16 protein-coding genes are annotated in these 13,131 nt (G+C 41.5%); 5 read left to right on the top strand and 11 right to left on the bottom strand.

The annotated features are described in order from the left end of the window. Positions 1 to 24: 24 nt before the first annotated feature. Genes argJ through argC form a run of 3 tightly spaced genes read right to left on the bottom strand, consistent with a single transcriptional unit; the run spans position 25 to position 2,781 of the window. Complete coding sequence (gene argJ, locus T541_RS0105125) at positions 25 to 1,248, bottom strand: bifunctional glutamate N-acetyltransferase/amino-acid acetyltransferase ArgJ (protein ID WP_026651677.1); 1,224 nt, start codon at positions 1,246 to 1,248, stop codon at positions 25 to 27. Between the two features lie 27 nt (positions 1,249 to 1,275). Then, a complete protein-coding gene (locus T541_RS0105120; RefSeq protein WP_026651676.1) occupies positions 1,276 to 1,719 on the bottom strand; it encodes a GNAT family N-acetyltransferase in 444 nt (147 codons plus the stop codon). Between the two features lie 9 nt (positions 1,720 to 1,728). Next, a complete protein-coding gene (argC, locus tag T541_RS0105115) occupies positions 1,729 to 2,781 on the bottom strand; it encodes an N-acetyl-gamma-glutamyl-phosphate reductase (RefSeq protein WP_026651675.1) in 1,053 nt (350 codons plus the stop codon). A gap of 272 nt (positions 2,782 to 3,053) precedes the next feature. Between argC and T541_RS0105110 the strand changes: the two genes are divergently transcribed. The 4 genes from T541_RS0105110 to T541_RS0105095 all read left to right on the top strand — a co-directional run bounded on the left by T541_RS0105110 (position 3,054) and on the right by T541_RS0105095 (position 6,223). Next, a complete protein-coding gene (locus T541_RS0105110; protein ID WP_026651674.1) occupies positions 3,054 to 4,277 on the top strand; it encodes an argininosuccinate synthase in 1,224 nt (407 codons plus the stop codon). A gap of 3 nt (positions 4,278 to 4,280) precedes the next feature. Beyond that, positions 4,281 to 4,574: a DUF1294 domain-containing protein gene (locus tag T541_RS0105105; RefSeq protein ID WP_026651673.1), complete on the top strand. Its 294-nt coding sequence runs from the start codon at positions 4,281 to 4,283 to the stop codon at positions 4,572 to 4,574. 19 nt (positions 4,575 to 4,593) lie between these two features. Further along, a complete protein-coding gene (locus T541_RS0105100) occupies positions 4,594 to 5,322 on the top strand; it encodes a LytR/AlgR family response regulator transcription factor (protein WP_026651672.1) in 729 nt (242 codons plus the stop codon). Between the two features lie 64 nt (positions 5,323 to 5,386). After that, complete coding sequence (locus T541_RS0105095) at positions 5,387 to 6,223, top strand: DegV family protein (protein WP_026651671.1); 837 nt, start codon at positions 5,387 to 5,389, stop codon at positions 6,221 to 6,223. A gap of 13 nt (positions 6,224 to 6,236) precedes the next feature. Here T541_RS0105095 and T541_RS0105090 read toward each other — a convergent pair whose 3' ends face one another. Continuing rightward, entirely contained in the window at positions 6,237 to 7,259 is a 1,023-nt protein-coding gene (locus T541_RS0105090) for a substrate-binding domain-containing protein (RefSeq protein ID WP_026651670.1), read from the bottom strand. Positions 7,260 to 7,427: 168 nt separating this feature from the next. Here T541_RS0105090 and T541_RS0105085 point away from each other — a divergent pair, with 168 nt between their 5' ends. Then, the gene (locus T541_RS0105085) at positions 7,428 to 7,928 is read left to right on the top strand and encodes a DUF5721 family protein (protein ID WP_026651669.1); all 501 of its coding nucleotides are present in this window, start codon (positions 7,428 to 7,430) and stop codon (positions 7,926 to 7,928) included. Here T541_RS0105085 and T541_RS18860 read toward each other — a convergent pair. The 7 genes from T541_RS18860 to rlmB form a co-directional block, all read right to left on the bottom strand. Then, entirely contained in the window at positions 7,908 to 8,267 is a 360-nt protein-coding gene (locus T541_RS18860; protein WP_051538098.1) for an Hpt domain-containing protein, read from the bottom strand. The genes T541_RS0105085 and T541_RS18860 overlap by 21 nt on opposite strands. Before the next feature lie 104 nt (positions 8,268 to 8,371). Continuing rightward, positions 8,372 to 9,439 (bottom strand): peptide chain release factor 1, encoded by a 1,068-nt coding sequence (gene prfA, locus T541_RS0105075; RefSeq protein WP_026651668.1) that lies wholly within the window; start codon positions 9,437 to 9,439, stop codon positions 8,372 to 8,374. Positions 9,440 to 9,447: 8 nt separating this feature from the next. Beyond that, positions 9,448 to 10,299 carry a peptide chain release factor N(5)-glutamine methyltransferase gene (gene prmC, locus T541_RS0105070; protein ID WP_026651667.1) on the bottom strand — a complete coding sequence of 284 codons (852 nt, stop codon included), beginning with the start codon at positions 10,297 to 10,299 and terminating at the stop codon, positions 9,448 to 9,450. Beyond that, on the bottom strand, positions 10,292 to 11,290 hold the full coding sequence (locus T541_RS0105065) for a DUF1385 domain-containing protein (RefSeq protein WP_026651665.1): 999 nt from the start codon (positions 11,288 to 11,290) through the stop codon (positions 10,292 to 10,294). Before T541_RS0105065 ends, prmC begins: the two co-directional genes overlap by 8 nt. A 72-nt stretch (positions 11,291 to 11,362) precedes the next feature. Beyond that, a complete protein-coding gene (gene rpmE, locus T541_RS0105060) occupies positions 11,363 to 11,569 on the bottom strand; it encodes a 50S ribosomal protein L31 (RefSeq protein ID WP_026488091.1) in 207 nt (68 codons plus the stop codon). Positions 11,570 to 11,695: 126 nt separating this feature from the next. Further along, positions 11,696 to 12,319, bottom strand: coding sequence for an RNA polymerase sporulation sigma factor SigH (gene sigH, locus T541_RS0105055; RefSeq protein WP_034466135.1), 624 nt, complete (start codon positions 12,317 to 12,319; stop codon positions 11,696 to 11,698). Positions 12,320 to 12,323: 4 nt separating this feature from the next. After that, entirely contained in the window at positions 12,324 to 13,073 is a 750-nt protein-coding gene (rlmB, locus tag T541_RS0105050) for a 23S rRNA (guanosine(2251)-2'-O)-methyltransferase RlmB (protein WP_026651663.1), read from the bottom strand. Between the last annotated feature and the right edge of the window lie 58 nt (positions 13,074 to 13,131).

Raw genomic sequence — 13,131 nt, 5'->3', positions numbered from 1 at the left:
TACTTCTATAAGTTCTGAACCTGATCAGCTTCTGTAATCTGCATTTATCTTGACGTAGTCGTAAGTAAGATCGCATCCCCAGGCTGTGGCCTCTTCACTTCCCTCGTTCATATTCACAAACACTGTAACAGCGTCGGCCTTCATAATCTTAAGGGCCTCATCCTCGTCAAAATCAAGGGGAACACCCTTATGGAAGACCTCAATCTTTCCATTTGCGCTTTCAAAGAACAGCTCCACATCATTCTGATCAAACATGGCTCCAGAGTAGCCCATGGCGCAAAGGAATCTTCCAAAGTTGGCATCGCAGCCGTAGATTGCAGCCTTTGAGAGGTTAGAACCAACGATTGCTCTTGACAGAGTTCTTGCGTCTTCCTTGGTCTTGGCGCCAATTACCTTAGCCTCAAAGAGCTTACTTGCTCCCTCTCCATCAGCAGCCATTTTCTTAGCCAGGAACTCACATACATAGGAAAGAGCTTCCTTAAAGGCTTCAAAATCACCTCCCTTGGAAGTAATGGTGTTATTACCTGCAAGGCCATTAGCCATGCAAAGAAGCGTATCATTGGTGGATGTATCACCATCAACTGTTATCATATTGAAAGTATCCTTAACCACTTCAGAAACGGCGTCCTGAAGTAGCTCTTTTGCAATGGAAGCATCCGTTGTAAGGAACGCCAGCATAGTGCACATATTAGGATGGATCATTCCTGAGCCCTTGCTCATTCCGCCCAGAGTAACAGTCTTCCCATCAAGTTCAAGGGAGACAGCCACTTCCTTATTAACAGTATCTGTTGTCATGATTGCCTTGGAAGCGTCGGTTCCAGCCTTAATGCTGTCATCAAGGGTTTTACTCATCTTGGAAACACCAGCCACAAGCTTATCTACAGGAAGCTGCATTCCAATAACACCGGTAGATGCCACAGCCACTGCGTTGTATGCTACTCCCAGATTATCCTGAACCGCTTTGGCTGTAGCTTCGCAGGCATCAAAACCCTCTTTCCCTGTGCAGGCATTGGCAATTCCTGAGTTGATAACCACAGCCTGCATTGAATCACCGGATTCAACAATCTTTTTATCCCACTGGACACAGGCAGCCTTCACCACGTTTGATGTGAAGGTACCAGCGCAGACACAGGGCTCCTTGGAATAAACAAAGGCCATGTCTGTCCTGTCCTTATATTTGATATTTGCTTCGCAGCTACTGGCCATAAAGCCCTTTGCTGCTGTAACTCCGCCTTCGATAACTTTCATTGTGCCACCATCCTTTAAGTTTATTGTTTATGGAACAAATATGGTCTTGTTATCCTCGTTAAGGGCAAGATCGTAATAATTCATGTCGCTTCTAAGATTCCAGTTCATCTTCTGCCAGAACCTGTTTCCCACGGTGTTTGTAACAAAGGCATTGAGGCAAACCTTGTTGATCTTCTCTTTCTTAAGCTGTTCGCAGCAGAAGTTCACCATCTTTTTACCTATTCCATGCATTCTGTATTTCTCACTTACACATACGTGATAAAGGCAGGCTCTTCTTCCATCGTGCCCGCATAAAATAGCACCCACTATTTTTCCATCCTCGATGGCTACTGCACTTGTGGTGGGATTCCTCTTAAGAAAAATCTCTATTCCCTCCCTGGAGTCATCCAAGGATCTGATGCCAAATCCATGGATTGAATTCCAAAGCTTATAGACTTCTTCATAATCGTCCATTGTCATAACACGAACCATAACTACTCCTCACAGGCTCTTTGGAACAAGCTTAAGTCCGCTGGTTTCATCGATGCCAAACATAATATTCATATTCTGAACAGCCTGACCAGCCGCTCCTTTAACAAGATTATCGATGGTTCCCATCATAATGATCCTTCCGGTGCGCTCATCAATCTTAAAGCCTATATCTACGAAGTTACTTCCCTGAACCCATCTGGTCTCCGGATATACGCCGTCGCCAAGGATTCTTATAAACAGCTCTTTTCCATAGTACTTCTCGTAGGCTGCTCTGATCTCCTGTGCTGTTGGAAGAACACCGTTCTTCTTAGTAAGAGTCGCGTACTCTGTAGCCAGGATTCCTCTGTTCATAGGAACAAGATGTGGTGTGAAGTTAAGAGTTAGCTCTTTTCCCGCTGCGTATCCCAGCTGCTCTTCAATCTCAGGAGTATGTCTATGTGTGGCTACTCCGTAGGGTTTGCAGCTCTCATTTACTTCGCAGTAGAGATTAGCTACCTTGGCGCCTCTTCCTGCCCCGGAAACGCCTGAAAGAGCGTCGATAATAAGTGTGTCAGGATCAATAAGTCCCTCTTTAACAAGTGGATATGCTGTAAGAATTGAGCAAGTGGTATAGCATCCAGGATTAGCCACAAGTCTTGCACCCTTAATCTTGTCTCTGTTCACCTCGCAAAGGCCATATACAGCCTCTTCAATGAAGGAAGGAGCCTTGTGCTCTATCTTGTACCACTTCTCATATATAGAAACGTCTTTTAATCTAAAGTCTGCGGAAAGATCTATAATCTTAACCTTCTTAAGTAGATCTTCATTAACTAAAGAAGCGCAAAGCCCCTGAGGTGTCGCGGTGAAGATCACGTCCACCTTTGAAGCCATTTCCTCGATATTATCGTCCAGGCACTTAGCATCTACTATATTAAGAAAGTTTCCAAATATACTGCTGAACTCCTCGTCAACATAGGACCTTGAACCATACCAGACCACCTCTGCCTCTGGATGTCCCAAAAGGATCCTTGCTATCTCAGCTCCTGCATAACCTGTAGAACCAATGATTCCTGCTTTGATCATACTGCCTCCTGCAAAACCCTAAGGTTTTATACATTATTTATGCATATTTTTTCTGGTGAAATTTGTTTTAGTATACGACTGATGGGAACAATATGCAATAGATATTTTTATATTTATGCAAAAATAATATCTTTTTTAAGTATTTATGCATTTTTCTATTGCATTTTATTCATTATGGGTTTATATTATGAAACATAGACGGCTTAAAGGCCCTAACGAACTAATTATATCACTATATAGTTACTACTAATATGAAAGAAGAGGGAAAATAAATGGCTAAAGAAAAGGTTATACTTGCTTATTCAGGCGGACTTGACACAACAGCAATCATTCCATGGCTCAAGGAGAACTTCGATTATGAAGTTGTCTGCGTATGTATCGACTGTGGACAGGAGGAAGAACTTGACGGACTTGACGAAAGAGCTAAGAGCTGCGGAGCAAGTAAGCTTTATGTTCTTGATGTTGTAGATGAATTCTGCGACGAATATATCGTACCATGCGTTATGGCTCACGCAGTTTATGAGAACAAGTATCTTCTTGGAACTTCAATGGCTCGTCCTCTTATTGCCAAGAAGCTTGTAGAGATAGCTCGTAAGGAAGGCGCTGTTGCCATCTGCCACGGAGCTACTGGTAAGGGTAACGATCAGATCCGTTTCGAGCTTGGAATCAAGGCTCTTGCACCAGACATCAAGATCATTGCAGCCTGGAGAAATGACAAGTGGACAATGGATTCCCGTGAGTCAGAGATCGAGTACTGCAAGCAGCACGGAATCAATCTTCCATTCTCAGCAGATAGCAGCTACAGCCGCGACCGTAACCTGTGGCATATCTCCCATGAGGGTCTTGAACTTGAGGATCCTTCTCTTGAGCCTAATTACAAGCACCTCCTTGTTCTTGGAAAGACTCCTGAGGATGCACCAGATACACCAACAACAGTAACAATGACCTTCGAAGCTGGCGTTCCTAAGTCAGTTAACGGAAAAGAGATGAAGGTTTCAGACATCATCCGTACCCTCAATAAGCTGGGCGGAGAAAACGGCATCGGTATCGTTGATATCGTTGAGAACCGTGTAGTAGGCATGAAATCCCGTGGCGTTTACGAGACTCCTGGCGGAACAATCCTCTATGAAGCACACCAGCAGCTTGAGGAGTTGATTTTAGATCGCGATACCTATACAATGAAGAAAGATATGGGCAATAAATTTGCTGATATAGTATATGAAGGGAAATGGTTCACTCCTCTTCGTGAAGCAGAGCAGGCATTTATTGAGTCCACCCAGAAGTATGTCACAGGTGAAGTTACCTTTAAGCTTTACAAGGGCAATATCATCAAGGCTGGCACCAAGTCTCCATATTCTCTCTACAACGAGAGCATAGCATCCTTTAAGACTGGAGATCTCTACGATCACCACGATGCTGAAGGCTTCATCAATCTGTTTGGACTTTCTTCAAAGGTTCGTGCTATGAAGATGCAGGAAGTTATGAACAACAAGTAATACATGAATTCGCTTTATCTTATAGCTATTTATTTAATAACAGTTAATATTATAGGGTTTGCCTTAATGGGAATCGACAAGCGGAGGGCCAGACGTAATGCCTTCCGCGTCCCTGAGGCGACCCTTTTTGCTATTGCCATTGTTGGAGGAAGTATTGGTTCTATTTTGGGAATGTATATTTTCAAGCACAAGACAAAGCATTGGTATTTCAAGTTCGGAATGCCTATAATACTAGTATTGCAGATAGCCTTAGTGGTATTTCTTTACTATCTGCCAATTCAGTTTAGTTTTATCTAATAATTAATGGGGGATTACAATGCACATAGCAGTTTGTGATGACAATATAGCAGACAGAAAGCAGACTGAACGTCTTTTGGGAAGGCAGTCAGATCGATTCTTTAAGGAGACTGGAGAGAGACTCCACATTGACTCTTATGGCAATGTTTCTGCATTTATGAGCTTTCCACAGATGTACGACGGCCTGTTCGTGGATATGGTTCAGTCAGAGAAGGATGGCATCGAGATCACCAAGATGCTTCTTGATGTGGGCGTAGTAAGGCCTATCATCCTCTGCTCTTCATCCATCGACTACAGGACTCGCTGGGCCCAGGAAGGAACCGATGCCACCAACATCTATTTCCTTGATAAGCCCATTAAGGTGGCTGAGCTTACTGCAACCATGGACATGATAAAAGAGCTAAAGGGAGAAGAGACACCTTCTTTAGAGCTTAGAAATAAGGATAAAACAATTTACGCCAAGGATGACGATATAGTATGTGTAAGGAAAAAGGGCGCTGAGCTTCACATCTATCTTAAGGATGGCCAGGTTGTAACTCTTATGGACGAGATCTACAACTTCTATGACCAGTGCAGGATTTTCCCTCAGATATGCCCTCTTACGGACAATTCTCTCATCAACATCAACCATATCCAAAAGAGATCCTTTGGAAAGGTACAGATGGACAATGGCATGATCTTTAATATTGCCTTTAGTTACAGGAATTCCATAAAAGAAGCTCAGGCGATACTGGATTCACAAAAATAGTTCCTGTTTACTCCCCTGTACGTTGATGTTATGATAACTAATAATTTTCTTTATCGGAGGTTTTATGAGTTACAAAATAGTAGTAGATAGTTGCTGTGATTTACCAAAGGAATATAGAAACGATCCTAGATTTGAGATCATTCCTCTCATTCTGCAGATCGGCGACGAAATAATCGTAGACGACGAAACCTTCGATCAGGAATCTTATCTTGAGAAAGTGGCTGCGTCAGAAGAATGCCCTAAGACTGCCTGTCCTTCACCAGATCTTTTCATGAAGGCCTATGACTGTGATGCTGACGACATCTATGTTGTCACCCTCACTTCCAAGCTTAGCGGCAGCTACAACAGCGCACTTCTTGCCAAGAACATCTATCACGATGAAAAGGGCGATAAGAACATTTACGTCTGCGACTCTCTTTCTGCAGCCAGCGGAGAAGTTCAGCTGGCCCTTAAAGCTATGGAGCTTGCGGATTCAGGCCTTAGCTTTGAAGTGGTTTCCTCAAGACTTGAGGAGTATCGCGACCAGATGTCTACTTACTTTGTTCTTGATTCACTTGAGACTTTAAGGAAGAACGGAAGACTTTCCAACATGAAAGCCTTAGTTGCTTCCACTTTGAATATTAAGCCTGTTTGCTGTGGCCTTAACGGTGAGATTATTCAGAAGAGCCAGGGAATAGGCATGAAAAAAGCCATCCTTAAGATGGCTGACCTTCTTGCTTTGGAGGTTTCTGATGCCGAGAACCGCGTCCTCATGATCACACACGTTAACTGTTATGAAAGAGCCTGCGTAGTTCGCGACATTATTCTAAAAAAACTCCCCTTTGGCAAATCCCTTATTCTGGATGCCGCAGGGGTGTCAACTACTTATGCAAGTGACGGAGGAATCGTAGTAACCTGCTAAAGCTTTTATAGCTTTAGCCTACTTTTCTTACGCTCTCTCCCTCGATCATATGACCTTCAAGGATCATTACGCCCTGACGGTATCTCTCACCGCTGATCTTTCTGATAAGATTAAGAACAGCATTTCTTCCCATTTCGTAGCTATCTACTCCAAAGGTTGTAAGCTTGATATCGCAAAGACCTGGATAAAGATAATTATCAAATCCTACAACAGAAATATCATCTGGTACTCTGTAGCCTTTCTCAAAAAGCTTCTTAATAAGCATGCTGGCTGTCATATCACAGTTACATACAAAAGCTGTAGGCATCTCCTTAGGAAGCTCTAAGAACTTGTTGCTGTCGATAGAGCCCTTCTTAGGATCTCTGTCTGGAATGATCCAATCCTGTCTGAAGGGACGACCATGCTCCATAAGTGACTTGGTAAATCCAAGATATCTGTCTGTAATAGCACCATTAGCTAAAAGTGTTCCAACATAGGCTATATCCTTATGTCCCATATCAAAAAGATAATTGGTAAGAACATAAGCGCCGTTAAAGCTATCTGAAATAACCGCATCCTCATCACCAGAGTGATTGCAGAAATCAAGATAAACCATCTTAATTCCATTCTGATTCTTAAGATTATCAAGATATTTCTCATCAAGTCTTCCGATAACAACAACACCATCCACCTTCTTATCCTCGATAAGTCTTGGAAGTGTCTTGTTCTTCTCGTTCTCAGCTGAGATTACTTCAAGCATAGTAAAGCATCCCTTATCCATAGCAATCTGAGAAACCTGCTGATGCATTCTTGTGTAAAAAGAGCTATATTCGCTCATGTATCTCTCTGAAATAAGAATACCAATTGTATAACTTCTCTGAGCAAAAAGAGCTTTTCTTGAGATAGAAGGAATATATCCCATTTCATCAGCTGCTGTGTGAATCTTCTTTCTAAGCTCATCGCTCATACCCTTTTGACCAGTCAAGGCCTTAGATACTGTGACAGTACTAACTCCCAGTCTGTCTGCGATGTCTTTTAATCTTACTGATTTTGTCATAACTACTCCCCTGTTCAATACTTTGGTTAATTTTATCTCATCTAGTATAGACTAATATTAAGTCTATGAAAATAGTTTATTTTATCAAAAATATTGTATTCATTTACCATTTTTTTGGTATACTTGACTTGTTGCTTAACAATTTAGATATAAAAACACGAGGAAACAATGGTATCACTCAAGATAAACAGCAAAAAAGAATTCATGGCTCTCCTTCTTAAAGGAAACCTTTTCGACAGCTTCTTCTTAGAAGAAGCTTCTATAGATACATTTAATACCTTCACCATAAATGGCCTCATTCACAAGGATTTCTACAACTCCGGTGATGTTGATACAGATAATCTCCCAGAATATTCCAAATGGAGCGATATTAAACCAATATGTTTTGATCTTATCAAGGGCAAGAACACACCTCTTTCCTTTAAATTCATCCTTCACGCAGATGACGAGTTAAAAGAAAAGCTTATTAAAGAGGCTGATTTTGGAATAGATAAAAGTCAGATAAATCTGTGCCTAAATATTAAGTTCTCAAATGGGGAAATTATTATAACCACCGGCATTTCTTACTCGATTTTTACCTTAGATAAATCAATAGAAAAAGCCTGGGATAGTTACATCCCAAGCTTCTTAGAATCAGATTCCTATGGCTTAAGCCTGATACTTTTGTAATATAGCTATAAGAGCATCATACTTAGGCTTTATGGTATCATACTTTTCTCTGGCTCCGTCCATAGAACCAGCTCTAAGTATCTCAGTAAGCTCACATACAGGAGTGATAAAGCCCTTAAGTCCAAGGTTTGCTCCCACACCCTTAAGAGTATGCACAGCTTTGAATGCCTCAGTAACATTTCCCTCATCAAGGTACCTGGTAAGGTCACTCATGCTCTGATCATTCAAAAATTTAAACATAAAGCGTGCAATGAGATCCTCATTTCCCATAAATCTATCGAGAATTTCGTCCCAATCCACGCCCCATTCTATTAGTTCACTTTTGAATCCAGCATCCATAAATCTCCAACCTTCTCGTTATCGAAATAATAAATACAGATTACCTATATTAAGATTGTACACTATTTAAATATAAGCTTCAATAAAAGCGAATTATTTAATATTTATTTAAGAGTAAGAAGCTTTTCCGCCTGATCAGCAGCAATAAGGGAATCTATAACCTCATCGAGGTCGCCGTCCATGATCTGATCGATCTTATAAAGGGTAAGATTGATTCTGTGATCAGTCACTCTTCCCTGATGAAAATTGTAGGTTCTGATCTTCTCAGATCTGTCACCGCTTCCCACCTGGCTTCTTCTAAGCTCAGCCTCGTCGTTGTGCTGTTTTTCTCTCTCCATCTCATAGAGCTTGGCTCTAAGGACCTTAAGGGCCTTAGCCTTGTTCTGCTGCTGGCTCTTCTCATCCTGACAGGAAATAACGATACCTGTAGGGAAATGAGTAAGTCTTACAGCTGAATCGGTAGTATTAACGCACTGTCCACCATTACCAGATGCTCTAAACACGTCAAACTTGCAGTCGTTAAGATCAATATCAACCTCAACGTCCTCAACCTCTGGCATAATAGCAACTGTTATTGCTGAAGTATGGATTCTTCCGCCAGATTCTGTAGCTGGAATTCTCTGAACTCTGTGAACACCACTTTCAAATTTAAGCCTTGAATAAGCGCCATTTCCCTTTATCATAAAGCTCACAGCCTTGATTCCACCGATACCGATATCCTCAACGCTCATGGTCTCTACCTTCCAGTTCTGTCTCTCAGCGTACCTTGTATATACCCTGTACATATCCGCTGCAAAAAGAGCTGCCTCATCACCACCAACGCCTGCTCTGATCTCTACGATAACATTCTTCTCATCGTTAGGGTCCTTAGGAAGAAGAAGGATCTTAAGTTCCTCCTCCAGGGCAGGGATCTGATCCTTGGCATCTGCCAGCTCTTCCTTGAGCATCTCCTTCATATCAGGATCTGACTCTTCCTCCAGCATAGCAAGGCTCTCTTCGATGGTATCCTTGCACTTTTTGTACCTTTTATAGCACTCAACCAAAGCTTCAAGGCTCTTCTGCTCCTTCATAAGGCTTCTGAACCTCTCCTGGTCAGCTATAACTGAAGGATCATTGAGCTCCATCGTTATATCTTCATATCTTCTGATAATGTCTTCTAATCTATCAAACATAGTTAACCTCAATAAAAGCAAGCCCTGACTACTCTGTCATTGCCCTGATAATCCTTGACCACCTCTATATCATGATACTTACCATGGTCTTCCAAAAGCTTAGTTACTGCTTCGCCCTGGTCATATCCAATCTCCATTATAAGATATCCACTTGAATACAGATAGTCGGGAGCTTTATCCACAATTCTTCTGTAAAACTTAAGGCCATCTGTGTCTCCATCAAGAGCAAGTCTTGGCTCATAGTCCTTAACCTCCTCTGCAAGGGTCTCAATAACGTCGCTTGCAATATATGGTGGATTAGACACTATTACATCAAACTTGCTGCCATCGGCCTCTGGAAAAAGATCTGTCTCTACAAACATAGCTCTTTGGTCAAGCTGAAGGCTCTTAGCATTATCCTCTGCCACTAAAAGAGCCTCTTTAGAAATATCAGTGCATACAGCCTTGGTTTCATTAGTATAGTTAAGAATACTAAGGGCAATGCATCCAGAACCTGTGCAAAGATCCAGAATTCTCATTCCATCTTCACAGAATCTCAAAGCCTCTTCTACAAGGCACTCTGAATCCTGCTCTGGAATAAGGACATTACAGTTAACCTTAAAGGAAAGGCCCATAAAATCCCAAGTTCCAAGGATATAGGCCACAGGCTCTCTCTTGGCACGTCTCTCAATAAAAGAAAGATACTCTGCCTCTTTATCCTCATCCACATCCATATCAGGGTGGGCCAAAAGAGTGCTGTGATCTGTGCCACATACATATTCCAAAAGGAGCCGGGCGTCAAGCTTAGCTTCGGCAATTCCGGCTCTCTCCAGGGTATTTAAACCATTTTCATAAAGTTGTCTATACTCTATATTACTCATCTTCCTCTACAGGCTCATCATCTCTAAGCCAGCTGTCATCAATCTCGTATCCAAAAGAGTCCTTAAGATACTCTTTCCAATCAAATACTGCCTCTACAGACTTAATAGCAACCTCTACCATGCTGGCATCTGGTTCCTTGGTTGTAAGTCTCTGAAGCCAGAGACCTGGTGCAGAAATAATTCTTACAAGGATGAAATCTGTCTTACCTGCAAGTCTGATAATCTCATAAGAAATACCAGAAATCACAGGAATAAGAAGAATTCTGATAACTACACGCCAAAGGTATGAATCGATTCTGATAAAGAAGAAAAGAATGATACTAATAAGCATAACAAAGAGAATAAAGCTGCTACCGCATCTCTTGTGAAGTCTTGAGCTCTTCATAACATTCTTAACTGTAAGTGGTCTACCCTTTTCAATACAGTTAATGCACTTATGCTCTGCACCGTGATACTGGAAAAGGCGCTTAATATCCTTCATCCTGGAAATAAGAAGAATATAAAGGACGAAAATAAGGATTCTAAGAACGCCCTCAATAATAGCCACCAGTGAAGTATTTCTGATATATCCTGCCAAAAGCTCTGAAAGAGCATATGGAAGAACCATAAATAAAGCAATAGCAAATACAAAAGAGATCAAAGTTGTAAGGATCATAAGGAAAGTATCCTCATGACCATTAGAAACCTGCTCAAGGCCCTCATCAAGTTTGGTAGGCTTATCCTTGTCCTCTTCATAAAAAGAAGATGAATAATTAAGGGACTTAAGTCCAAGAATCATGGAATCAATAAATACAAATATTCCTCTGATAAATGGAATATTAAGAAGCTTACTTCCATAAGCTACTCCATGATATTCATCAATCTCTATCTCAATCTCATTATTAGGCTTTCTAACAGCAACAGCGTACATATCCTTATTCTTCATCATTACGCCTTCAAGAACTGCCTGTCCGCCTATTCCTGAATAATGTCTAACTCTACGCTTTCTCATCACGTTCTCCTTGGGATAAAAGAAAAAGAGGTCGAGGCCATTGCCTCAACCTCTCAATTTCTCTTTTCTTAATTACTGATTGTTCATGCCGTATTTCTTGTTGAACTTATCAATACGTCCACGAGCACTTGTAGCCTTCTGCTGGCCAGTATAGAATGGATGGCACTTTGAGCAGATTTCTACGTGAATCTCGCTCTTTGTTGATCCAACTGTAAATGTGTTACCGCAGTTGCAAGTAACAGTTGCCTGATGGAATTCTGGCTGAATGTCCTGTCTCATCTCTTCTCACCTCTCTATATACAATAAATCTTCTTAATTAACTATAGTTACCTCTGTCAACAACAGCTATATAAATATAACATACTTATAAATCATACGCAAGCATTTTTTATCATTATTTTGTTTTTAGTCTTTAAGGTACTTTTTAAGCTTGTTTCTGATCCTTTGCATGGCGTTATCAGTGGATTTTTCATCTCTTCCAAGAACTGCAGATATCTGTTTAACGCTCATACCGGTAATATAAAGATCAAGAACCTGTCTCTCCAAAGAGCTAAGCTGCTTATCAATCTCGCCCTCTAATAATTCATAATTCTCCTGATCAATAATATGCTGCTCAGGAATAAGACTGGAATCAGATTCCAGGATATCCTCAAGAGCCACCTCTGATCCGTCCTCAAGATCTTCTCTCTTGGCATAGATTGAAATGTAGCTATTCAACGGACCGTGCTTTTTGCGGGCAGAAGCCTGGATTGCGGAATACATCTGCCTGGAAATACAAAGATCCGCAAAGGTTGCAAAGCTTGCATCCCTTCCAAAATCATAATCTCTGATGGCCTTAAAAAGACCAATCATACCTTCCTGAATAAGATCATCCCTGTCTGCACCAAGGATAAACATGGAACCAGCCTTTTTACGGACCAGATTCTTATACTTATTAAGGAGATGATCTGTAGCACCATCATCTTCGCCATCATGTATATGAAGCACAAGCTCTTCGTCTGTATACTCTTTGAACCGGTTTACACTCATGTTCTCACCCAAGTCTCTGTCTTACAACCTCAAAGGCCAATACGCCACAGGCAACAGATGCATTAAGAGAATCAATGTCGCCCTTCATAGGAATAGAAGCCACCATATCACATTTCTCTTTTACCAGTCTGCTTACGCCGTTTCCTTCATTACCTATAACAATTCCGATAGGTCCCTTAAGATTAAGCTGGTACATGGTTGTTCCGCCCATATCAGCGCAGGCAAACCAAAGTCCCTTATCCTTAAGATCCTCGATAGTCTGTGCAATGTTAGTAACCTTAGCAACCTTAGTGTAGTTCAAAGCTCCTGCTGAAGCCTTGGCAACTGTTGCTGTAAGACCAACTGCTCTATGCTTAGGAATAATAACGCCGTGGGCTCCTGACAGATTAGCTGTACGAATGATGGCACCAAGATTGTGTGGATCCTCTATACCATCAAGGACAAACACAAATGGGTCCTCGCCGCGCTCTCTGGCCACATCAAGAATATCCTCAACCTCTGCATACTCATAGGATGCAGCATAAGCAATAACGCCCTGATGCTTGCCAGTTTCTGAGATCTGGTCAAGACGCTCTTTTTTGACAAAAGAAATCACAGTGTCCTTGTGCTTCTTGGCTTCCCTAAGGATAGTCTGAACTGGGCCATCCTTACAGCCATCAAGAACAAAGAGCTTATCAATTGTCTTGCCTGAACGAAAAGCCTCCAGGACAGCGTTTCTTCCTTCTACTATTCTACTTTCAAAATTCTCTTCCATATAAACCTCATTACTAACTATCGGATTCAAAACACTAAATCCAAACCAAATTCCAATT

The sequence above is a fragment of the Butyrivibrio proteoclasticus P6B7 genome, from assembly GCF_000622085.1.
Lineage (GTDB): Bacteria > Bacillota > Clostridia > Lachnospirales > Lachnospiraceae > Butyrivibrio > Butyrivibrio proteoclasticus_A.
Note: the sequence above shows the minus strand (reverse complement) of the source record. Positions and strands in the feature narration are given on the sequence as shown.